General features: G+C 65.8%; 21 protein-coding genes. 10 read left to right on the forward strand and 11 right to left on the reverse strand.

The genetic code is table 11. The annotated features are described in order from the left end of the window. Positions 1-228: 228 nt before the first annotated feature. Positions 229-1,137, forward strand: a complete 909-nt coding sequence (locus ACFW0B_RS05640) for a D-hexose-6-phosphate mutarotase (protein ID WP_449146960.1) — start codon at positions 229-231, stop codon at positions 1,135-1,137. 163 nt (positions 1,138-1,300) lie between these two features. Here ACFW0B_RS05640 and ACFW0B_RS05645 read toward each other — a convergent pair whose 3' ends face one another. The 5 genes from ACFW0B_RS05645 to ACFW0B_RS05665 form a co-directional block, all read right to left on the reverse strand. Next, positions 1,301-1,837 carry a DUF3299 domain-containing protein gene (locus ACFW0B_RS05645; protein ID WP_449146961.1) on the reverse strand — a complete coding sequence of 179 codons (537 nt, stop codon included), beginning with the start codon at positions 1,835-1,837 and terminating at the stop codon, positions 1,301-1,303. A 92-nt stretch (positions 1,838-1,929) separates the two neighbouring features. Next, on the reverse strand, positions 1,930-2,175 hold the full coding sequence (locus tag ACFW0B_RS05650) for a GlsB/YeaQ/YmgE family stress response membrane protein (RefSeq protein WP_449146962.1): 246 nt from the start codon (positions 2,173-2,175) through the stop codon (positions 1,930-1,932). A gap of 99 nt (positions 2,176-2,274) precedes the next feature. Continuing rightward, entirely contained in the window at positions 2,275-3,360 is a 1,086-nt protein-coding gene (locus tag ACFW0B_RS05655; protein WP_449146963.1) for a 5-(carboxyamino)imidazole ribonucleotide synthase, read from the reverse strand. A 3-nt stretch (positions 3,361-3,363) separates the two neighbouring features. Beyond that, the gene (gene purE / locus ACFW0B_RS05660; protein WP_449146964.1) at positions 3,364-3,855 is read right to left on the reverse strand and encodes a 5-(carboxyamino)imidazole ribonucleotide mutase; all 492 of its coding nucleotides are present in this window, start codon (positions 3,853-3,855) and stop codon (positions 3,364-3,366) included. Positions 3,856-4,082: 227 nt separating this feature from the next. After that, the gene (locus ACFW0B_RS05665) at positions 4,083-4,991 is read right to left on the reverse strand and encodes a LysR substrate-binding domain-containing protein (protein WP_449146965.1); all 909 of its coding nucleotides are present in this window, start codon (positions 4,989-4,991) and stop codon (positions 4,083-4,085) included. 179 nt (positions 4,992-5,170) lie between these two features. Here ACFW0B_RS05665 and aspA point away from each other — a divergent pair, with 179 nt between their 5' ends. After that, positions 5,171-6,595 carry an aspartate ammonia-lyase gene (gene aspA / locus ACFW0B_RS05670; RefSeq protein ID WP_449146966.1) on the forward strand — a complete coding sequence of 475 codons (1,425 nt, stop codon included), beginning with the start codon at positions 5,171-5,173 and terminating at the stop codon, positions 6,593-6,595. Between the two features lie 433 nt (positions 6,596-7,028). Here aspA and pdxR read toward each other — a convergent pair whose 3' ends face one another. Next, positions 7,029-8,492, reverse strand: a complete 1,464-nt coding sequence (gene pdxR, locus ACFW0B_RS05675; RefSeq protein WP_449146967.1) for a MocR-like pyridoxine biosynthesis transcription factor PdxR — start codon at positions 8,490-8,492, stop codon at positions 7,029-7,031. 101 nt (positions 8,493-8,593) lie between these two features. Here pdxR and ACFW0B_RS05680 point away from each other — a divergent pair, with 101 nt between their 5' ends. From ACFW0B_RS05680 to ACFW0B_RS05690, 3 genes are read left to right on the forward strand one after another with little or no spacing between them, the layout of a single operon-like run. Continuing rightward, positions 8,594-9,226, forward strand: coding sequence for an FMN-binding negative transcriptional regulator (locus ACFW0B_RS05680; RefSeq protein WP_449146968.1), 633 nt, complete (start codon positions 8,594-8,596; stop codon positions 9,224-9,226). A gap of 20 nt (positions 9,227-9,246) precedes the next feature. Continuing rightward, positions 9,247-9,699, forward strand: coding sequence for a GNAT family N-acetyltransferase (locus ACFW0B_RS05685; RefSeq protein WP_449146969.1), 453 nt, complete (start codon positions 9,247-9,249; stop codon positions 9,697-9,699). Positions 9,700-9,711: 12 nt separating this feature from the next. Beyond that, complete coding sequence (locus ACFW0B_RS05690; RefSeq protein WP_449146970.1) at positions 9,712-10,380, forward strand: GNAT family N-acetyltransferase; 669 nt, start codon at positions 9,712-9,714, stop codon at positions 10,378-10,380. A gap of 116 nt (positions 10,381-10,496) precedes the next feature. On the opposite strand, the gene ACFW0B_RS05695 is transcribed toward ACFW0B_RS05690, so the two are convergent. Further along, the gene (locus ACFW0B_RS05695; protein ID WP_449146971.1) at positions 10,497-11,312 is read right to left on the reverse strand and encodes a helix-turn-helix domain-containing protein; all 816 of its coding nucleotides are present in this window, start codon (positions 11,310-11,312) and stop codon (positions 10,497-10,499) included. A 188-nt stretch (positions 11,313-11,500) separates the two neighbouring features. Between ACFW0B_RS05695 and ACFW0B_RS05700 the strand changes: the two genes are divergently transcribed. Then, complete coding sequence (locus ACFW0B_RS05700) at positions 11,501-12,946, forward strand: alanine/glycine:cation symporter family protein (protein ID WP_449146972.1); 1,446 nt, start codon at positions 11,501-11,503, stop codon at positions 12,944-12,946. Positions 12,947-13,038: 92 nt separating this feature from the next. Continuing rightward, positions 13,039-14,022 carry an asparaginase gene (locus ACFW0B_RS05705; RefSeq protein WP_449146973.1) on the forward strand — a complete coding sequence of 328 codons (984 nt, stop codon included), beginning with the start codon at positions 13,039-13,041 and terminating at the stop codon, positions 14,020-14,022. Positions 14,023-14,155: 133 nt separating this feature from the next. Here ACFW0B_RS05705 and oadA read toward each other — a convergent pair whose 3' ends face one another. Both oadA and ACFW0B_RS05715 read right to left on the reverse strand, forming a co-directional pair. Then, positions 14,156-15,961 carry a sodium-extruding oxaloacetate decarboxylase subunit alpha gene (oadA, locus tag ACFW0B_RS05710; RefSeq protein ID WP_449146974.1) on the reverse strand — a complete coding sequence of 602 codons (1,806 nt, stop codon included), beginning with the start codon at positions 15,959-15,961 and terminating at the stop codon, positions 14,156-14,158. Between the two features lie 16 nt (positions 15,962-15,977). After that, the gene (locus ACFW0B_RS05715; protein ID WP_449146975.1) at positions 15,978-17,393 is read right to left on the reverse strand and encodes an acetyl-CoA carboxylase biotin carboxylase subunit; all 1,416 of its coding nucleotides are present in this window, start codon (positions 17,391-17,393) and stop codon (positions 15,978-15,980) included. A gap of 186 nt (positions 17,394-17,579) precedes the next feature. On the opposite strand from ACFW0B_RS05715, the gene ACFW0B_RS05720 reads away from it, so the two are divergent. Then, positions 17,580-18,542, forward strand: a complete 963-nt coding sequence (locus tag ACFW0B_RS05720) for a LysR family transcriptional regulator (RefSeq protein ID WP_459251687.1) — start codon at positions 17,580-17,582, stop codon at positions 18,540-18,542. Here the strand turns inward: ACFW0B_RS05720 and ACFW0B_RS05725 are convergent. Next, complete coding sequence (locus tag ACFW0B_RS05725) at positions 18,484-18,705, reverse strand: PA3496 family putative envelope integrity protein (RefSeq protein ID WP_449146976.1); 222 nt, start codon at positions 18,703-18,705, stop codon at positions 18,484-18,486. The genes ACFW0B_RS05720 and ACFW0B_RS05725 overlap by 59 nt on opposite strands. Before the next feature lie 157 nt (positions 18,706-18,862). Here ACFW0B_RS05725 and ACFW0B_RS05730 point away from each other — a divergent pair, with 157 nt between their 5' ends. Then, positions 18,863-19,237, forward strand: a complete 375-nt coding sequence (locus tag ACFW0B_RS05730; RefSeq protein ID WP_449146977.1) for a thioredoxin family protein — start codon at positions 18,863-18,865, stop codon at positions 19,235-19,237. A 44-nt stretch (positions 19,238-19,281) separates the two neighbouring features. Here the strand turns inward: ACFW0B_RS05730 and hexR are convergent, their stop codons facing one another. Beyond that, the gene (gene hexR / locus ACFW0B_RS05735; protein ID WP_449147038.1) at positions 19,282-20,148 is read right to left on the reverse strand and encodes a transcriptional regulator HexR; all 867 of its coding nucleotides are present in this window, start codon (positions 20,146-20,148) and stop codon (positions 19,282-19,284) included. A gap of 198 nt (positions 20,149-20,346) precedes the next feature. Here hexR and zwf point away from each other — a divergent pair, with 198 nt between their 5' ends. Further along, positions 20,347-21,771, forward strand: coding sequence for a glucose-6-phosphate dehydrogenase (zwf, locus tag ACFW0B_RS05740; RefSeq protein WP_449147039.1), 1,425 nt, complete (start codon positions 20,347-20,349; stop codon positions 21,769-21,771). Positions 21,772-21,785: the final 14 nt, after the last annotated feature.

Genomic DNA, 21,785 nt, shown 5'->3' on the forward strand with positions numbered 1-21,785 from the left:
ACCCGGCCAGCCCGCGCCAGCCGGGGCCTCTGACCATCCAGGTCAAATTGCCGACAAGTGGAGGATCACTTGCAAGGCGCAAATGGGAACGCGTCAAGAAAAGATCAGGGCAACCTCGGCGCCCGGTCCCTGGTCGAATCCCGAGAAAGCCCCCGCCGCGTCTGCCATGCTGTTTCCAGTAGCAGATGGCGCCTTGGCGGCGCGACAGCACAGTAAGCGGAGATTGCGATGTACGACGAAACCCTGCCCACCGTGGAACAGCTGGAGGTGGATGAACTGGTCTGCTGGCGGGTGCATACCCGTCACGGGGAATTGCTGATGACACAACAGGGCGCGCAGGTCCTGAGCTACCAGCCCCACGGCGAGGAACCGGTGATCTGGCTCAGTGGCCAGGCCGCCTACCAGAAGGGCAAGGCGGTACGCGGCGGTATACCGGTGTGCTGGCCCTGGTTCGGCGACCTGCGGCGCAACCCCGCGGAAATCCAGGGCATGCACCAGGGCGGCCCGATCTGCCCGGCCCACGGCCTGGTGCGCGAGCGCGACTGGACGCTGCTGGGCATCGACAGCGAGGGCCCGGCGGTGCGCCTGGACTTCGCCCTCGACACCGCCGCCGAACCCCTGCCCGGCTGGCCCCATGCCGCCGAACTGAAGCTGTCCATCCTGATGGAAGAGCAACTGCGGATGACCCTGTCCACCCGCAATACCGGCGACGCGCCCCTGGCCATCAGCCAAGCGCTGCACAGCTACTTCGCCGTCAGCGATATCCAGGGCGTGGAAGTCGAAGGCCTGGACGACTGCCGCTACATCGAGACCCTGGAAGACTGGCAGGAGCGCCAGCAGAAGGGCACCGTCACCTTCCACGGCGAAACCGACCGCATCTACCTGGAAACGCCACGCCGCATGGCCATCGTCGACCGCACCTGGAAGCGCCGCATCCTGCTGGAGGCCGACGGCTCCGCGTCCGCCGTGGTGTGGAACCCCTGGATCGACAAGTCCCGGCGGCTGTCCCAGTTCGCCGAAGACGCCTGGCAGGGCATGCTCTGCATCGAAACCGCGCGGGTGATGGACGACTTCCTGGTGCTGCGGCCCGGCGAAGAACAGCAGATGGTGCTCAACATCAGCAGCACGCCGCTCTGATGCCGGTGGTGGGCTGAAGCGGAACGCCGTCCGGCCCACCCTACGGTCTCTATTCATCCCTGTAGGGTGCGCCTTGCGCACCGATTACAAGGTCAGCCGACGCGCCGCGTCCAACTCCTGGTGCGCGCGGCGCACCCTACGGTCAGACTCGCGGTACCGACTGCTACAGATCCCCCTCCTCCACCAGCCTCACGCTGTCGGCATCCAGGGCATAGGCGGCGTCGGCCAGGTCGTTGCTGACCTGCTCCACCTTGAGGGTGCCGTCCACCCAGATGGGCGCGTAGATGTCGTCGAGCTGGATGCCCGAGGGGTAGCGCACCAGCACGATCTGGTTCGGTGGCGGCGGCGGAACGTGGATGCAGGCGCCCGGATAGGGCACCAGGAAGAACAGCGTGCTGCGGCCCTTGGCATCGTTTTCCAGCGGCACCGGATAGCCGCCGATATGGATCTTCTTGCCATTGAACGCCGCCACCGTCTTCGCCGAATACATCACCGCCGGCAGGTCCTTGTCCTTCTGCCTCAGCCCGCCCTGCTGGCCGAAGGTGCCGTCGGCCTCGGGGCTGTCGTGGCTGATGTCCGGCATCTCCTCGAGGGCCTTGCGGTCCTCTGGCGGCATCAGTTCCAGCCAGTCGGTTTCGGGGAGCCCGGCGCGGGCGAGGGTGCAGCAGAACAGCAGGAGCAGGCAGGCGAGACGGCGCATGGAAGGACTCTTCAACCCATGGGGCGGGAACATCAGGCGCCAAGACTAACCGCGCGAGAAGGCAGTTCCCAGCCCCACCGGGAAACGGTCGGCTACTTCTTCTTCACAATCCCGTAGATCACCAGCAGCACCACCGCGCCGACCACCGCGCCGATGAAGCCCGCTGCCTGCCCGGCCTGGTAGATGCCCAAGGCCTGGCCGCCATAGGTGGCCAGCAGCGAGCCACCGATGCCGAGCAGGATCGTCATGATCCAGCCCATGCTGTCGTCGCCGGGTTTGATGAAACGTGCGATCAGACCAACGATCAGTCCGATGATGATGGTGCCGATGATGCCCATGACATGCCCTCCGATGGTAAGTGAGACATGCCTGAGCCTAGATGCAGCTGAGAATGCTTGCCATCGACCGCCCCTGATGAGGGGCGGCCGGATGGGGCGTCAGGATTTGGCGATCAGCGCTTCCACCGCGGCGATCTGGCGATCGAGGGTGGCACGGTCCGCGCAGCGCAGGGTGGCGTGGCCCACCTTGCGGCCGGCCTTGAAGGCCTTGCCATAGTGGTGCAGGTGGCAGTCGTCGATGGCGATCACCTTGTCCACGGCCGGTACTTCACCGATGAAGTTGAGCATCGCGCTCTCGCCCAGCTTGGCGGTGGAGCCCAGCGGCAGGCCGGCGACGGCACGCAGGTGGTTCTCGAACTGGCTGCACTCGGCGCCTTCGATGGTCCAGTGGCCGGAGTTATGCACGCGCGGGGCGATCTCGTTGGCCTTCAGGCCGCCGTCCACTTCGAAGAACTCGAAGGCCAGCACGCCGACGTAATCCAGGCTGGTCAGCACGCGGCCGACGTAATCCTCGGCCAGGGCCTGGAGCGGATGGTCGGTGCTGGCGATGGACAGGCGCAGGATGCCGTTCTCGTGGGTGTTGTGCACCAGCGGGTAGAAACGGGTCTCGCCGTCGCGGGCACGCACAGCCACCAGCGAGACTTCGCCGGTGAAGGGCACGAAACCTTCGAGGATGCAGGGCACGCCGCCCAGTTCGGCGAAGGCGCCAGCCACATCTTCCGGCTTGCGCAGGACCTTCTGGCCCTTGCCGTCGTAGCCCAGGGTGCGGGTCTTGAGCACGGCCGGGAGACCGATGCTGGCAGCGGCAGCGTCGAGGTCGGCCTGGGACTGGATGTCGGCGAATGCCGGAGTGGGGATGCCGAGGTCCTTGAACAGGGACTTCTCGAACCAGCGGTCGCGGGCGATGCGCAGGGCTTCGGCGCTCGGGTAGACCGGCACGAACTGCGAGAGGAAGGCCACGGTCTCGGCCGGCACGCTCTCGAACTCGAAGGTCACCAGGTCCACTTCATCGGCCAGCTGGCGCAGGTGGTCCTGGTCGCCGTAGTCGGCGCGGATGTGCTCGCCAAGCGCCTGGGCGCAGGCATCCGGCGCCGGATCGAGGAAGGCGAAGTTCATGCCCAGCGGGGTGCCCGCCAGGGCCATCATGCGGCCGAGCTGGCCGCCACCGATTACGCCGATCTTCATGACTCAGGCCTCACGCGGGTCCGGGTTGTCCAGGACCATGTCGGTCTGCTCGCGGCGGAAATCCTTCAGCGCCACGTGGTATTTCGGGTACTTGCCGCCGAGGATGCTGGCGGCCAGCAGGGCGGCGTTGATCGCACCGGCCTTGCCGATGGCCAGGGTGGCGACCGGGACGCCGGCGGGCATCTGCACGATGGAAAGCAGGGAGTCGACGCCCGAGAGCATGGACGACTGCACCGGCACGCCGAGTACCGGCAGGTGGGTCTTGGCGGCACACATGCCCGGCAGGTGGGCGGCACCGCCGGCACCGGCAATGATCACCTCGATGCCACGGCTTTCGGCCTCTTCGGCGTACTGGAACAGCAGGTCCGGGGTGCGGTGGGCGGATACCACCTTCACTTCATGGGGAATGCCCAGCTTGTCCAGCATGTCGGCGGTGTGGCTGAGGGTGCTCCAATCGGACTTGGAGCCCATGATCACGCCTACCAGTGCGCTCATCGTCGTGCCTCATCAAAGTGCGCCGGTTGGCGCGACCAAAAACAACAAGCCACGCAATGGCGTGGCTTGTCTGCGATGTAGGCCGGGCTGCGGGGCGCGCAACCGGCCGAAGGCCGCGCAGTATAACGCAAAGCCGCAGCCGGCGTGCATTTGCCCTTACCACTCGTCCAGAGGTGGATGGACGCAACGTCCAGGTCCGGAAGGCCAACGCCGGTGCGCAGCGGCACTCAGCCCTCGCCGCCCACCCCACCTTCCAGCTTGCGCCACAGCAGACGTACCGCCGCCTTGCGCACCAGGGCGCAGCGGTACAGGCGGATTTCCAGCGGCACATGCCACTGGCTCCCGCCACACACCACCAGATCACCACGGGCCAGTTCGGCCTGGGCGCTGAAACGCGGCACCCAGGCCACGCCCATGCCCTGCAGGGCCATGCTCTTCAGGCTGTCTGCCATGGCGGTTTCGTACACGGTGGTGGAGCGCAGCGCGCGCTGGCGCAGCAGGATGTTCACCGAACGACCGAGAAAGGCACCGGCGCTGTAGGCCAGCAGCGGCACGCTCTGGCCGCTGTCCAGCTCGAAGAGCGGTTTGCCGCTGGCATCCACTGCGCACACCGGCAGCATCTCGGTTCGCCCCAGGTGCATGGAGGGGAAGATTTCCGGGTCCATCTGCAGGGCCGCATCCGGGTCGTAGAAGGCCAGGATCAGGTCACAGCCACCTTCGCGCAGCGAGTGCACGGCCTCGCCCACGTTGGTGGCGATAAGGCGGCTGGCGATGTTCAGGCCGTCGGCCCGCAGCCGCGAGATCCACTGCGGGAAAAAGCCCAGCGCCAGGGAGTGGGCGGCAGCGAACTGCAGCACTTCACCCTGCTGGCCTTCCAGGTGATGCAGGTGACGCACCACCTCCCCCAGCTGGTCCACCATGCTGCGCGCGGTAACCAGGAACAACTGGCCCGACTCGGTCAGTTCCACCGGCGTGCGCGAGCGGTTGACCAGGGTCAGCCCCAGCGCTGCCTCCAGGCTGCGGATGCGCCGGCTGAAGGCCGGCTGGGTAACGAAGCGCCGCTCGGCGGCCTGGGAGAAGCTGCGGGTGTTGGCCAGGGCGACGAAGTCTTCCAGCCATTTGGTTTCCAGGTTCATCTGCGCCTTCCGTAATGCTCGATTTTGGTGCACACGTTCGCGACCCAATCCGCGTCACGCGGACATTATGCCGATTGTGCATGACATAGCGAATAACAGCATTGGCCGACAAACGGCTACAAGCCTAGATTATTGGGCATCGCGGCACTGGCCGTGCTCCCCCAGAGATGAATCGCATCATGTCCTCCGCTGCATCCTTCCGCATCGAAAAAGACCTGCTCGGCACCCTCGAAGTACCCGCTGAGGCTTACTACGGCATCCAGACCCTGCGCGCGGTCCAGAACTTCCGCCTGTCCGGCGTGCCGCTGGCGCACTACCCGAAGCTGGTCATCGCCCTGGCGATGGTCAAGCAGGCCGCTGCCGATGCCAACAAGCAGCTCGGCCATCTCAGCGCCGAAAAGCATGCCGCCATCAGCGAAGCCTGCGCTCGCCTGATCCGCGGTGATTTCCACGACCAGTTCGTGGTGGACATGATCCAGGGTGGCGCCGGTACCTCCACCAACATGAACGCCAACGAGGTGATCGCCAACATCGCCCTCGAGGCCATGGGCAAGCAGAAGGGTGAGTACAAGTACCTGCACCCGAACAACGACGTGAACATGGCGCAGTCCACCAACGACGCCTACCCCACCGCCATCCGTCTCGGCCTGCTGCTGGGCCACGACGCCCTGCTGGCCAGCCTCGAGAGCCTGATCCGCGCCTTCGCCGCCAAGGGCGAAGAGTTCGCCGACGTACTGAAGATGGGCCGTACCCAGCTGCAGGACGCCGTGCCGATGACCCTCGGCCAGGAATTCCACGCCTTCGCCACCACCCTCGGCGAAGACCTCGACCGCCTGCGTCGCCTGGCGCCCGAGCTGCTGACCGAAGTGAACCTCGGCGGCACCGCCATCGGCACCGGCATCAACGCCGACCCCGGCTACCAGAAGCTGGCCGTCGAGCGTCTGGCTGCCATCAGCGGCCACCCGGTCGTCCCGGCCGCCGACCTGATCGAAGCCACCTCCGACATGGGCGCCTTCGTGCTGTTCTCCGGCATGCTCAAGCGCACCGCGGTCAAGCTGTCGAAGATCTGCAACGACCTGCGCCTGCTCTCCAGCGGTCCGCGTACCGGCATCAACGAGATCAACCTGCCGCCGCGCCAGCCGGGCAGCTCGATCATGCCGGGCAAGGTCAACCCGGTTATCCCGGAAGCCGTCAACCAGGTGGCCTTCGAAGTCATCGGCAACGACCTGGCCCTGACCCTGGCAGCCGAAGGCGGCCAGCTGCAGCTGAACGTGATGGAGCCGCTGATCGCCTACAAGATCTTCGACTCGATCCGCCTGCTCCAGCGCGCCATGGACATGCTGCGCGAGCATTGCATCGTCGGCATCACCGCCAACGCCGAGCATTGCCGCCGCCTGATGGAAAACTCCATCGGCCTGATCACCGCGCTGAACCCGTACATCGGTTACGAAAACGCCACCCGCATCGCCAAGGAAGCCCTGGAAAGTGGCCGCGGCGTGCTGGAACTGGTGCGTGAAGAAAAGCTGCTGGACGAGTCCATGCTGGCCGACATCCTCCGCCCGGAAAACATGATCGCCCCGCGCCTCGTGCCGCTGAAGGGCTGATCAGGCAAACGAACTCACCAGGAGGGGCCTCGCCCCTTCATCCTTCGAGGATGGCGCCCGCCATCCTTTTTTTTGCCTGTGGAAAAGTGCTCCGGCGGCATCAGGCCTACCCCCTCGTAGGAGCGAGCTCTGCTCGCGAATGGCTCTTGTAGAAAAACTTCGCGAGCAAGCTCGCTCCTACATATCCACCAGCAGAGTTGAAACGGAGCACGCGAGCTGTCCGAGAGTCACCCCTCTACCTCTGGGAGAGGGGCCGGGGGTGAGGGAAGTTTGAGCCGGCACGGCGCTGCAATCCGATCTAATGGGACCGCTGCGCGGTCGTTGGCGAATGAATTCGCCCCCACAAGATGCACGTAACACCGGCACGCAGCCCTGTAGGAGCGAGCTCTGCTCGCGAAAGAGCCAGCACAAAGCTTCGCGAGCAAGCTCGCTCCTACAGGTGCCACGCCTTGCGGAGGGTGCGGATCGCCTCGGCGATCTGCGCTTCCGCCACGGCGGCGAAGCCCAGCACCAGCCCGGCGCGGTTATCCACAGGCTCCAGGCTGTTTTCCAGCCAGTATTCGCTCAGGCCGTTCAGTTCCACCCCGGCCGCCCGGGCGCTGTCCACCAGCTCCCGCTCGCGGGCCAGGCTGTCCACCCGTACGCACAGGTGCAGGCCGGCATCCACCGGCGGCATGGGCGCGCAGCCGGGAATGGGCTCGGGCCAGTCACGCAGCAGCGCATCGCGGCGGGCACGGGCGGCCAGGCGCATGCGCCGCACGTGGCGCTGGAAATGCCCGGCGGCGATGAACTCGGCCATCACCGCCTGGGTGCCGATCTCCGAGTGGCGCATATCCAGCGCGCGGCGCCGGGCGAAGGATTCCGCCAGGGCTGGCGGCAGCACCAGGTAGCCCAGGCGCAGCGCGGGGAAGGCGATCTTGCAGAAGGTGCCGACGTAGATCACCCGTCCCTGCCGATCCAGCGCGGCCAGGGGTGCCAGCGGAGTTCCGCTGTAGCGGTACTCGCCATCGTAATCGTCCTCGACTATCCAGCCGTCGCGGCGTTCGGCCCATTCCAGCAGTTCCAGGCGCCGCGCCAGGGACAGGGTCACGCCCGTGGGGTACTGGTGCGAAGGGGTGACGTAGGCGAGCCGGCAATCCTCCAGCCGCGCCAGGGCAGCACAGTCCAGACCGTCGTTATCCACAGGCACGCCGCACAGTTCGGCTCCGGCCACGGCGAAGGCATGGCCGGCGGCGCGATAGCCGGGATTCTCGATGGCCACGCGGTCGCCAGGCTGCACCAGCAACTGGGCGCAGAGGCTGATGGCTTGCTGGGCGCCGCAGGTGATCAGCACCTGCGCCGGCTCGCAGGAAAGCCCACGACTGCTGCGCAGGTAGGCGGCCACCAGTTCGCGCAGATTCCAGTCCCCTGCCGGGTCGCCATAGCCCAGACGCGCCGGCGATGGCTTGCGCCAGAAGCGAGCCTGCAGACGTGCCCAGGTTTCGAAGGGGAACAGATCGAAGGCCGGCACGCCGATGCGGAACGCCCGCGGCGCCCCCGTCACCGGCGGCGGCAGATGGTGTTCCCGCAGGCGCTGCAAGGCCGGGCCCGGCGCAGGCCCGGCTGGCGGCTGGGGCACGGGCCGCGCTGTGGATAACTCGGCCACGTAAGTGCCATCGCCCACCCGGCCTTCCACATAGCCTTCGGCGTAGAGCTGGTCGAAGGCGCGGGTCACGGTATTGCGGGAAATCCCCAGCAGCGCCGCCAGGTCACGGCTCGCCGGCAGGCGCGTGCGGCTGCCCAGGCGGCCATCGAGGATGCGTTCGCGCAGGGCCTGGTAGAGCTGGCGCGACAGGCCCTGGCCGGGGTCGAGGCGGATGCCGGAAAGGTCGACGGGAAGCGGTGGCGTGGCGGACATGCGCGGGCCTCGGATTGGCTCTATCGAACTGGCAGTAAATGGCTCTTACGGTAGGCCAATATCCTGCCTAGCATGAAGCCATTCCGCCAGGAGAAGCTTTCATGTACGTCCCCTCCGCCTTCCGCCAGAACGACCTCGCCCAGCTCCACGCACAGATGCAGGCCACCGGCCTCGCCGTGCTGACCAGCGCCGGCAGCCATGGCCTGCTGGCCAGCCACCTGCCATTGCTGCTGGAGCCCGGTGAAGGGGAATACGGCACGCTCTATGGCCACTTCGCCCGCGCCAATCCGCACTGGCGCGACCTCGCCGAAGGCGCCGAAGCGCTGGTGGTGTTCGCCGGCCCGGACGCCTACGTCACGCCGACCTGGTATCCGGCCAAGGCGGAGCACGGCAAGGTCGTGCCCACCTGGAACTACATCGCCGTGCATGCCTGGGGCCAGGCCGAGGTGTTCGACGATCCCGAACGCCTGCTGCAACTCGTCAGCCGCCTTAGCGACCGCCACGAAGCCGGGCGCCCGCAACCCTGGGCGGTGAGTGATGCGCCCCGCGACTACCTGGACAGCATGCTCCGCGCCATCGTCGGCTTCGCCCTGCCCATCCGCCGCCTGGAAGGCAAATGGAAGCTCGGCCAGAACCGTTCCGCCGCCGACCAGGCTGGCGTTCGCGAGGGCCTGGCCGCATCCGCCAGCCCGCGCGAACGCGAACTGGCCGAGCGGATGTCCCTGATCGACTGACCCCAGCAAGGAAGAACCCCATGTCCGCCGTACCGTTTGAAATCCGCCCGGTCAGCGCCGCCGACCACACCGCCTGGCTACCCCTCTGGCAGGGCTACCAGCGCTTCTACAAGACCGAGATCGCCGAGGCCACCAGCGCCGTCACCTGGCAGCGCTTCCTCGATCCGGCAGAACCCATGCACGCGGCCCTGGCCTGGCGCAATGGCGAGGCCGTGGGCCTGGTGCACTTCATCTATCACCGCAGTTGCTGGACGGTAGGCGACTACTGCTACCTGCAGGACCTGTACGTGGCCGAAGGCCTGCGCGGCGGCGGCATCGGCCGTCAGCTGATCGAACACGTCTATGCCGAGGCCCGCGCCGCCGGCGCCTCGCGGGTGCACTGGCTGACCCACGAAACCAATACCGACGCCATGCAGCTCTATGAGCGCATCGCCGACCGCCCCGGCTTCGTCCAGTACCGCAAGATCCTCTGACCGGAGAGCACCATGACCGATCTCAGCCACTGGCAACCCCGCCCTGTTCCCGATCACAACTCCCTGCCGGGCCACTTCGTGCACCTGGAAGCACTGGACGCCGCGCGCCACGGCGATGACCTCTGGCACGCCCTGCAGGGCCCGGACCCGGCCCTGTGGGACTATCTCCCCTACGGCCCCTTCGCCAACCGCGAACCCTTCGACGCCTGGCTGGCGGGCAACGCCGCGAGCCGCGATCCGCTCTTCTACACCGTGATCGACCAGGCCAGCGGCCGCGCCCTGGGGGTACTCAGCTACCTGCGCATCACCCCGAAGGACGGCGTCATCGAAATCGGCCACATCACCTTCGGCAAGGCCATGCAACGTACGCCGGGTTCCACCGAGGCGGTCTGGCTGCTGGCCCGCCACGCCTTCGACGATCTCGGCTACCGCCGCCTGGAATGGAAGTGCAACGCGCAGAACGCCCGCTCCATGCGCGCCGCCGAGCGCCTGGGGTTCAGCTACGAAGGGCTGTTCCGCCAGCACATGATCGTCAAGGGCCAGAACCGCGACACCGCCTGGTTCTCCATCATCGACGGCGAATGGCCCAAATGCCGCGAGGCCTTCGAGCGCTGGCTGTCTGTGGATAACTTCGATGGGGAGGGGCAGCAGCGCCAATCGCTAGAAGGGTTCAGGCGTTGAGCCAGGGGACCGCTGCGCGGTCCTTTCGCGACTGAAGTCGCCCCCACAGGGTAGGAGCCGCCTTTTCTATGGGGGCGAATTTATTCGCGATGCAGGCCGCAGGCCTGCCCAACCCCTCACTCGATCTCGAACAACCCGTTCTTGAGCGGCGCCACATCCAGGCGTTGGCGCACGTCGTCGTCGATGCGGGGGTCGTCGGGGCGGTAGAGCTTCACCTGGCGGTAGGCCGCGACACGGTTGATCTCGGGGCCCAGGTATTCCCACACCACGCGGGTGCAGGCCGGGTTGCGCCGGTCGCCGCTGGAGACGCCGGTCTTCAGTCCGTTGAGGCGGGTGATGCGGCTCTTGTAGCTGGGGATGAGGATGGTCTGGCTCATCTCGTTGAGAGTGAGCGATTCGTAGTCCACCAGGAACAGGCGGTCCTGTAGCTGAAAGGCCATGCCGCGGTAGCAGCAACGCACCCAGTCCTCGGCCTGCACGTCCGTGCTGCTCGAACGTTCCTGGCGCTCCTGGCGCTCCAGGAGGAAGTTGCCGTCCTCTTCCCACAGGTGCACCAGCGACAAGAGCACCGTGCCGGGTACCGACATGCAGTTGGAGTATTCGAAGTAGTACCCGCAATAACGCGACAGGTTGCCGGCATGTTCGCGCAGGGGCTGGAACAACTGCTGCATCGGATCGTTGCTGCGGGCGATGTTTTCCGCCTGGCGAACGCCAATCAGCCGGGCGAACTGCTCGGGCGGCATGACCAGCTCGTAGTCCTCGACGCCGAAAAAATCACCGATGCGCTTGAGGTTGTACGCGGTCGGCCGGCTCTGCCCGCTGAGGTACTTGTTGAACTGTGCGCGGTTGATCGCCAGCTTGCGGCAGACCTCGGCGATCGACCGGTAATGGCTGCACAGCAACTTGAGATTTTCGCCAAGGTGGTCCGACATGGCGCCGTCCTTTGTGATGCAAGTGGCGCGATTATAGCGTCAACTCGCATCAACCCGGTGCAACCCGCGAAATTGCAGGCGGCGCGTCCATATTCAAACATGCGCAACCCTCCCGGCGAAGCTGGCGCTTCCACCCAGCCCGCTGCGCTTTATACCCAACAACAACAAACCGGATCAGGTGAATCGCCATGCTCGATTTCCTCAATGACCTTCTCTGGAGCAAATTGCTGATTGTCGTCCTCGTCGGACTCGGCCTGTTCTTCTCCATCAGCTCCCGTTTTGTCCAGTTCCGCTATTTCAGCGAAATGTTCCGCATCTTCGGCCAGGCCATGCAGCGCAAGGACGGCCAGCTCAGCTCGTTCCAGGCGCTGATGCTTTCCGTGGCCGGACGCGTGGGTGCAGGCAACATCGCCGGCGTGGCCGTGGCCATCATGCTCGGCGGCCCGGGCGCGGTGTTCTGGATGTGGCTGGTGGCATTGCTGGGCATGGCGACCAGCTACTTCGAGTGCTCCCTGGCCCAGCTCTACAAGCGCCGTGAAGAAGACGGCACCTATCGCGGCGGCCCGGCCTTCTACATCCTCCACGGCCTCGGCCAGCGCTGGCTGGCGGTGATCTTCTCGATCCTGCTGCTGGTGACCTTCGGTTTCGGCTTCAACGCCGTGCAATCCTTCACCGTGGCCACCTCGCTGCATGACACCTTCGGCCTGCCGACCTGGATCAGCGGCATCGTGCTGGTGGGTGTGATCGGCCTGATCGTGTTCGGCGGCATCAAGCGCATCGCCAGCATGGCCGACGTACTGGTGCCGATCATGGCGGGCACCTACATCCTGATGGCCTTGGCCGTCATCGGCATGAACCTCACCGAAGTGCCGGCCACCCTGGCACTGATCGTGAAGAGCGCCTTCGGCCTGGAGCCGGCCTTCGCCGGTGGCGTCGGTGCGGCGATCATCATGGGCGTCAAGCGCGGCCTGTTCTCCAACGAAGCGGGCTTGGGCAGCGCCCCCAACGTGGCCGCCGTCGCCGAGGTCAAGCACCCGGCCGCCCAAGGCATCGTGCAGTCCCTGAGCGTGTTCATCGATACCCTGCTGGTGTGCACCAGCACCGCGCTGATCATCCTGCTCTCCGGCGTCTACCAGCCGGGCAGCGAAATGGCCGGCGTGGTCCTGACCCAGACTGCCCTGGCCGCCGAAGTCGGCGAGTGGGGCCGCATCTTCGTCAGCATGGCGCTGCTGCTCTTCGTGTTCACCACCCTGGTCTACAACTATTATCTGGGTGAGAACGCCCTGAGCTTCTTCAGCACCAAACGCTCCCTGCTGCAGGCCTACCGCGTGCTGGTAATGGCGCTGGTGCTCTGGGGCTCCATGCAGGACCTGTCCACTGTGTTCGGCTTCGCCGACGTGACCATGGGCCTGCTGGCACTGGTGAACCTGGTGGCCATCACCCTGCTGTTCAAGGTGGGCATGCGGCTGATGCGGGACTACGACAGCCAGGTGAAAGCAGGGGTGAAGGAGCCGGTGTTCGACGCCAGCAAATTCGCCGACCTGGACCTGGACCACAACGCCTGGCACGGCGTTCATGCCGGCAATGGCAAGGCTGCCGACATGGCTGACGGCCTGGCGCAAAGCCACCGCTGATCGCGCTTCCGGTAGTACCTGGTGCCGCTCCTCCGCTGATGCGGGGAGCGGCACTGTCGTATCTGCACCCTGTTTTTCGAGTTTCCAGACCCATGAATGCTGTGAAGAACCTTTTCGTGCTCTACACCGGCGGCACCATCGGCATGCTGCAGACCCCCGAAGGCCTGGCCCCGGCCAGTGGCTTCGAGGCACGCATGCGCGAGCAGCTGGACAGCCAGGGAATGGCACTGGAATGGCACTTCCAGGAACTGCTGCCGCTGATCGACAGCGCCAACATGCGCCAGGCCAACTGGCTGGCCATGCGCGATGCGATTATCGAGGCGGTGCAACGCGGCCATGACGGCGTACTGCTGCTGCACGGCACCGACACCCTGGCCTACAGCGCGGCGGCCCTCGGCTTCCTGTTGCTCGGCCTGCCGGTGCCCGTGGTGCTGACCGGCGCCATGCTGCCGGCCGGAAGCGACGGCAGCGATGCCTGGCCGAACCTGCTGGGCGCCATCCGTGCGCTGCAGGCCGGGGTCGCCCCCGGCGTGCATCTCTTCTTCAACGGCGAACTGCTGCACGGCGCCCGCGCCAGCAAGCTGCGTTCGGAAGCCTTCGACGCCTTCGCCGTGCTGCCGCGCCCACGGGAGGGCGAGCGCGCCGGCCGGATTCCCGCCGGCCTGGATTACCGCAGCCGGCGCCAGCCGGTGAATCTCGCGGTGCTGCCGCTGTTCCCCGGCGTGGCGGCGAGCCATGTGGAGGCGCTACTGGACAGCGGCGTGCAGGGACTTCTGCTGGAGTGCTACGGCAGCGGCACCGGCCCCTCCGACGACAAGGCGCTGCTCGACGTGCTGCGCGCCGCCCACCAGCGCGGCGTGGTGCTGGCCGCCATCAGCCAGTGTCCGGCCGGGCATATGCAGGCGGGCGTGTACGCCGCCGGCAGCCAGTTGCTGGCCACCGGCCTGGTGCCGGCCGGCGGCATGACCCGCGAGGCGGCGCTGGGCAAGCTGTTCGCCCTGATCGGCGCCGGGCTCAGGCAAGAGGAAGTGGAGCAGTGGTTCGCCGTGGACCTGTGCGGGGAAATGGCGGACTAGGCAAGGGTCGCGAGGCGCCCCCCTTGGGAACCGAAAGACAGGTCTTTGGCCTGTATGGCGAATAAATTCGCCCCTGCAGCTGCAACAAAAAAGGGAGCCTTGCGGCTCCCCATGGGGACTGTCGCCTGAGCGATCAGGCGACTTCGATCAGGACCTCGCCCGGGTTCACACGGTCGCCCTTGGCCACGTGGACGGCCTTGACGGTGCCGTCAATGGGCGCCTGGACTTCGGTTTCCATCTTCATCGCCTCGGTGATCAGCACGGCCTGACCGGCTTTCACCTGGTCGCCTTCCTTCACCAGCACGTCGACGATGTTGCCCGGCATGGTGGTGCTGACATCGCCCGGCGCGCTGGCGCTCTTGCGCTTGCTGCCAGAACCCGCGACGAACTCGTTGAGCGGCTCGAACACCACTTCTTCCGGCATGCCGTCGATGGCGAGGTAGAAGTGGCGCTTGCCGTCGCTCTTCACACCAACGCCGGTGATGTCGATGCGGTAGCTCTCGCCGTGCACATCCACCACGAACTCGGTGGGCACGCCTTCGCCGCCGACCGGGGCTGCGCCGTTGCCGGAGGGGATCGGCAGAAGTGCTTCGGGCTTCAGGGTGCCGGCTTCGCGCTCTTCGAGGAACTTGCGGCCGATGTCCGGGAACATGGCGAAGGTCAGCACGTCCTCTTCGGACTTGGCCAGGCTGCCGATTTCGGCGCGCAGCTTGTCCAGTTCGGGCTTGATCAGGTCGGCCGGGCGCACGTCGATGATTTCCTCGCTGCCGATGGCCTGGCGGCGCAGTTGCTCGTTGATCTCGCCCGGCGCCTTGCCGTAGCGGCCCTGCAGGTAGAGCTTCACTTCGTTGGTGATGGTCTTGTAGCGCTCGCCGGCCAGCACGTTGAAGAAGGCCTGGGTACCGACGATCTGCGAGGTCGGGGTCACCAGGGGCGGGTAGCCGAGATCGGCACGCACGCGCGGGATTTCTTCCAGCACTTCGGCCATGCGGCCGAGGGCACCCTGCTCCTTCAGCTGGTTGGCCAGGTTGGAGATCATGCCGCCCGGCACCTGGTTGACCTGCACGCGGGTGTCCACACCGGTGAATTCGCTTTCGAACTGGTGGTACTTCTTGCGCACGGCGTGGAAGTACATGCCGATTTCCTGGATCAGCTCCAGGTCCAGGCCGGTGTCGTAGGGGGTATTGCGCAGGGCGGCGACCATCGACTCGGTGCCCGGGTGGCTGGTGCCCCAGGCCATGCTGGAGATGGCGGTATCGATACGGTCAGCGCCATTCTCGATAGCCTTGAGCTGGCACATGCTGGCCACGCCGGCGGTGTCGTGGGAGTGCACCACCACTTCCAGCGGCAGGGCGTCCTTCAGGGCCTTGACCAGGTCGCCGGTGGCGTACGGGGTCAGCAGGCCGGCCATGTCCTTGATGGCGATGGAGTCCACGCCCATGGCAGCCATGGTCTTGGCCTGGTTCACGAAGGCCTCGATAGTGTGCACGGGGCTGGTGGTGTAGCAGATGGTGCCCTGGGCGTGCTTGCCGGCGGCCTTCACGGCTTCGATGGAAACGCGCAGGTTACGCACGTCGTTCATCGCGTCGAAGATGCGGAACACGTCGATGCCGTTGACCGCGGCCTTGGCGACGAAGGCACGCACCACGTCATCGCTGTAGTGGCGGTAGCCCAGCAGATTCTGGCCGCGCAGGAGCATCTGCAGGCGGGTGTTGGGCAGGGCGGCCTTGAGCTTGCGCAGACGCTCCCACGGGTCTTCCTTGAGGAAGCGCACGCAGGCGTCGAAGGTGGCGCCACCCCAGACTTCCAGCGACCAGTAGCCGACCTTGTCGAGCTTGTCGCAGATCGGAAGCATGTCTTCGGTGCGCATGCGGGTGGCCAGCAGGGACTGGTGCGCGTCGCGCAGGATGGTATCGGTGATCGAGATCTTCTTGCTCATGGTCTGAATCCTTCCCCTACAGGCCGGCGTAGGCGGCGATGGCGGTGGCGATGGCGATGGCCAGGTGCGACGGGTTGCGCTTGATCGAGTACTGGGTCAGCTCCGGATGGCTCTCGACGAAGCTGGTGTTGAACTCGGCGCTGCGGAACTCGGGATTGCGCAGGATTTCCTGGTAGTAGGGCGCGGTGGTCCGCACGCCCTGCACGCGCATGTCGTCCAGCGCACGCAGGCCACGGTCCAGCGCTTCTTCCCAGGTCAGTGCCCAGACGATCAGCTTCAGGCACATCGAGTCGTAGTACGGCGGGATGGTGTAGCCGGTGTAGATCGCGGTGTCGGTGCGCACGCCGGGGCCGCCGGGGGCGTAGTAGCGGGTGATCTTGCCGAAAGACGGCAGGAAGTTGTTCTTCGGGTCCTCGGCGTTGATACGGAACTGCAGGGCGAAGCCGCGGTGGATGATGTCGTCCTGCGCGACCGACAGTTCCAGGCCCGAAGCGATGCGGATCTGCTCGCGGACAATGTCGATGCCGGTGATTTCCTCGGTGATGGTGTGTTCCACCTGCACGCGGGTGTTCATCTCCATGAAGTACACCTCGCCATCGGCGAGCAGGAACTCCACGGTACCGGCGTTCTCGTAGCCCACGGCCTTGGCCGCGCGCACGGCGAGGTCACCGATGTAGGCGCGCTGCTCGGGAGTGAGCTGCGGGCTCGGGGCGATCTCGATGAGTTTCTGGTTGCGGCGCTGGATCGAGCAGTCGCGCTCGAACAGGTGCACAGTGTTGCCGAAGGAGTCGGCGAGGATCTGCGCTTCGATGTGCTTCGGGTTGACGATGCACTTCTCGAGGAAGACTTCCGCCGAGCCGAACGCCTTGGTGGCTTCGGAAATCACGCGCGGGTAGGCCTGTTCCAGCTCGGAGCGCGAGTTGCAGCGACGGATGCCACGGCCGCCACCACCGGAGGTGGCCTTGAGCATCACCGGGTAGCCGATGCGGTCACCTTCGCGCAGGGCCTCTTCGAGGTCGGCGACGTTGCCTTCGGTGCCGGGGGTGACCGGTACGCCGGCCTTGATCATGCTGCGGCGCGCTTCGGTCTTGTCGCCCATGCGGCGGATCACCGAGGCCGAAGGGCCGATGAACTTGATCCCGCGTTCGGCGCAGATTTCCGCCAGCTCGGCGTTTTCGGAGAGGAAACCGTAGCCCGGGTGCAGGGCATCGCAGCCGGTCTCGACCGCCAGATTCACCAGTTTGCGCGGGTTCAGGTATCCCGCCAGGGGGTCATCACCGATGCTGTGAGCCTCATCGGCGCGCTTGACGTGCAGGGCGTGCCGGTCGGCATCGGAGTAGATGGCCACCGAGCGGATGCCCATTTCGGCGCAAGCGCGCACGATGCGGACGGCGATCTCACCACGGTTGGCGATCAGGATTTTCTTGATCACGAGTTTTCCCTCGACCAAGTGAACAGGCGAACGGCTTTGCCGGTCGTTGAGTGACCGCTGATCGTGAAGCGGTCGCGTCATTACCCTACGCTCTCGACGTGGATAACCCCAATCAATAATTATTGGGTTATCCATTAGGATCGTCTTATAGTCAGCCACCCCTGCCATTCGCGAGGCCATCCACCCATGCGCAAGACTCTGCTGCGCATCACCCTGCGCCAGCTCCAGGTGTTCCGAGCCGTGTTCGAAAGCCGCTCCTACAGCCGGGCGGCCGAAGAGATGGCACTGACCCAACCGGCCGTCAGCCTGCAGATCCGCCAGCTCGAGGAGCTGGTGGGTCAGCCGCTGTTCGAGTACGTCGGCAAGAAGCTCTACGTGACCGACGCCGCCGAGGCGCTGATGTATGCCAGCAACGACATCTTCCAGCGCCTGGAAAGCCTCGACATGCAACTCTCGGACCTGCAGGGCTCGCTGCAGGGGCAGCTCAACCTGGCGGTGGAATCCAGCGCAAAGTACTTCGTTCCGCACCTGTTCGCCGCCTTCCGCGAACAACACCCGGACGTCAGCCTGCACCTGGTGGTGACCAACCGCGCCCAGGTGATCAAGCGCCTTTCGGACAACCGCGACGACCTGGTGATCATGTCGCTGGTGCCCCAGGACATGGCCCTGGAGTTCCTGCCCTTCCTGAACAACCCGATCGTGGCCGTGGCACCGCCGAGCCACCCGCTGTGCAATGCCGCCAAGCTGGTCCTGAAGGACCTGGAGCCCTATACGCTGCTGATCCGCGAGGCCGGCTCGGGCACCCGCAAGGCCTGCGAGGAATACTTCCAGCAGAAGCGCGCGCACTTTGCCCAGACCATGGAAGTGGCCTCGCTGGATGCGCAGAAGGAATGCGTGGTGGCGGACCTGGGGATCGCCCTGATCCCGCGCCACGCGGTGAGCCTGGAACTGGCGACGGGGCTGCTGCGGGAGCTGCCGGTGGAGGAACTGCCGCTTTACCGGAGCTGGTGCGCGGTGCACGCCAAGGGCAAGCGGCTGTCGCCGGTCGCCCAGGCGTTTTTAGGATTTATCCGCGAAGAACGCACCCAGATCAGTGCGCTTTCCCATCGTTTTTCCGGCGCGCTGCCTTTGACGACAACAGGTAGTTAACGGCGATCAATTCGGGGTAGGGATAATCCGAGCACTCCATTTGCAGGCGGCGTTGCTCGGCCCGGTCTTCGATGGCACGGCGGAATTGCATACGCCGTTGGTCCTCCAGTTTGCGCCGGGTCTTGCTGTCCAGATGGATGGGTTCATCGTGAAAGCGGTGCATGGCAATTCTCCCTGGGCTGGGTCCGGTAGGCTCAGGATCGCCCGCGCCTGTGACGCTTTCACGAAGACTCGGTGAAGCAGACGTTTCAGGTCGCTGGACAGACTGCCGGCGCCAGACTTTGCTCAGCAGTAGACGGGTAACGCCGCTGGAGGACGCCATGAGCAATGCCGTCGAGTTCTTCCAACGCTTTCCGATCCAGCGGGTACGCGCGAGCATCATCGATGACGTACTGGCCGGCGAACGGCAGAAGCTGGTGCTGCTCTACCTCTGGCAGGACGACTGCCCTCTCTGCGACGTGGCCAAGCACGACCTGTTGCGCACCCAGGACCGCTGCCAGTGGCCGCAGGTGCGCTGGCTGCACGACGAAGTAGACGAAGACCCCGCGCTGGCGCTGCGCTACGGCCTGCACGGCGTGCCCACCTTCGTTGCCCTCTACCAGGGCCGGACGCTGGGACGGATCACCAGCTGGCCGGGCAGCGGGCCTTTCATCGAGGCGATAGAGCGGTTGCTGGTGCGCCAGGGACTGGCCTGAGGCCTGTACGGATTGGCTGCGCGCCGGAATGACTGCGTTGCGCGTCAGTCCTCGGCGCTCTTCACCGACTTCGGCGACAGGCGCAGGCTGCGCAGGCTTCGCTTCACGCTCTTGAGGTGGTTCACCAGGCTCGGGCCGCGCGCCATGGCGACGCCCATGGCGAGCACGTCGATCACCACCAGGTGGGCGATGCGCGAGGTAAGCGGGGTGTAGATCTCGGTGTCTTCCTGCACGTCGATGGCGAGGTTCACCGTGGCGAGATCCGCCAGGGGGGTCTGGCTCGGGCACAGGGTGATCAGGGTGGCACCGGCTTCACGCACCAGGTTGGCGGTGATCAGCAGGTCCTTGGAGCGGCCCGACTGGGAAATGCAGATGGCCACGTCCGAAGGCTTCAGGGTGACCGCCGACATCGCCTGCATGTGCGGGTCGGAATAGGCCGCCGCGGTGAGCAGCAGGCGGAAGAACTTGTGCTGGGCGTCGGCCGCCACCGCACCGGAGGCGCCGAAACCGTAGAACTCCACACGCTGGGCCTGGGCGCAGGCGCTGATGGCGCGCTGCAGGGCTTCCGGGTCGAGCTTCTCGCGGACTTCCATCAGGGTGTGCAGGGTGGTGTCGAAGATCTTCAGGCTGAAGTCCGCTACCGAGTCATCCTCGTGGATCGCGAACTGGCCGAAGCTGGCGCCGGCGGCCAGGCTCTGCGCCAGTTTCAGCTTGAGGTCCTGGAAACCGCCGCAGCCGATGGCGCGGCAGAAGCGCACGATGGTCGGCTCGCTGACCCCGACGCCCTGGGCCAGATCGGCCATGGAGCTGTGCATGACCGCTGCGGGATCGAGCAGGACGTGGTCGGCGACTTTCAGTTCCGACTTGCGTAGCAGATGACGCGACTGGGCGATATGTTGCAGCAGGTTCACAGGGCAGGCTCTGTCTGGAATGGGGTTCTTGCCGATTTCTTCCGTCATGCAACGGCTCCCGACTCGGTTATGATCGGCGGAACCAGGCTGTAGTAATCTTGTAGTTATACTACATGAGTCGCTGCCGCGCCCAGTTGAACCAACTTTTCTCAATATGTGCAAGGAAGGGAGAGCACATCCTTGACCAGCTCCTGCGACATGCTCGTCTTTGGCGGTACCGGCGATCTTGCCCTGCACAAGTTGCTTCCGGCCCTCTATCACCTGCATCGCGAAGGGCGTCTGCATCCGCGGATGCGCATCCTCGCGCTGGCCCGCAACACCCTCGACCGCGACGGCTTCCGCGCCCTGGCCGAGCGCCGCTGCCGGGCCCAGGTGGCCCGCGCCGATTTCACCGCCGAATCCTGGAGCGGCTTCTCCGAGCGACTCGATTACTTCGCCATGGACGCGTCCCAGAGCGCCGATTTCGGCCGTCTGGCGCGCTACCTGGGCCCCGATCCCGGCTGCGGTCGGGTGTACTACCTGGCCACCGCGCCCGACCTGTTCGAGGACATCGCCGCGCACCTGTCCATCGCCCGCATGGCCACGCCGCAGTCGCGCATCGTGCTGGAAAAACCCATCGGCCGTTCGCTGGAATCGGCGCAGGCGATCAATGCCGCCATCGGCAAGGTATTCGACGAATCCCAAGTGTTCCGCATCGACCACTACCTGGGCAAGGAAACCGTACAGAACCTGATGGCCCTGCGCTTCGCCAACGGTCTGTTCGAGCCGATCTGGCGCGCCGGGCACGTCGACCACGTGCAGATCAGCGTCTGCGAAACCCTCGGCGTGGAGAACCGCGGCGCCTACTACGACCGCTCCGGCGCCATGCGCGACATGGTGCAGAACCACCTGCTGCAGCTGCTCTGCCTGGTGGCCATGGAAGCGCCAGTGCGCTTCGACGCCGAAGCGGTGCGCAACGAGAAGGTGAAGATCCTCGAGGCGCTGAAACCCATCTCCGGCCAGGACGTGCGCGACAAGACCGTGCGCGGACAGTACAGTGCCGGCAAGATCGGCGGCCAGGAAGTCCCTGCCTACTACTTCGAGAAGAACGTCGACAACGACAGCGACACCGAGACCTACGTCGCCGTGCAGGCGGAGATCGACAACTGGCGCTGGGCCGGCGTGCCCTTCTACCTGCGCACCGGCAAGCGCCTGGCGCGCAAGTACTCGGAGATCGTCATCCAGTTCAAGCCGGTGCCCCACCGCCTGTTCGCCGACGGCCAGGCCAACCGCCTGCTGATCCGCCTGCAGCCGGAAGAACGCATCAGCCTGCAACTGATGGCCAAGAGCCCCGGCAAGGGCATGAACCTGGAACCGGTGGAGCTGGACCTGAACCTGGCCAAGGCCTTCAGCCACCAGCGCCGCTGGGACGCCTACGAGCGTCTGCTGCTGGACGTGATCGAGGGCGATTCGACGCTCTTCATGCGCCGCGATGAGGTGGAAGCCGCCTGGCGCTGGGTCGACCCCATCCTCGAAGGCTGGCACGAGCACTACCAGAGCCCGCGCCCCTACCCCGCCGGCTCCACCGGCCCGGAACAAGCCCGCAGCCTGCTGGAACTGCACGGCCGCGCCTGGCACGACTGAGCGGCTTGGACAGT

Source organism: Metapseudomonas phytobenefica, from assembly GCF_043392685.1.
Taxonomy (GTDB): Bacteria; Pseudomonadota; Gammaproteobacteria; order Pseudomonadales; family Pseudomonadaceae; genus Metapseudomonas.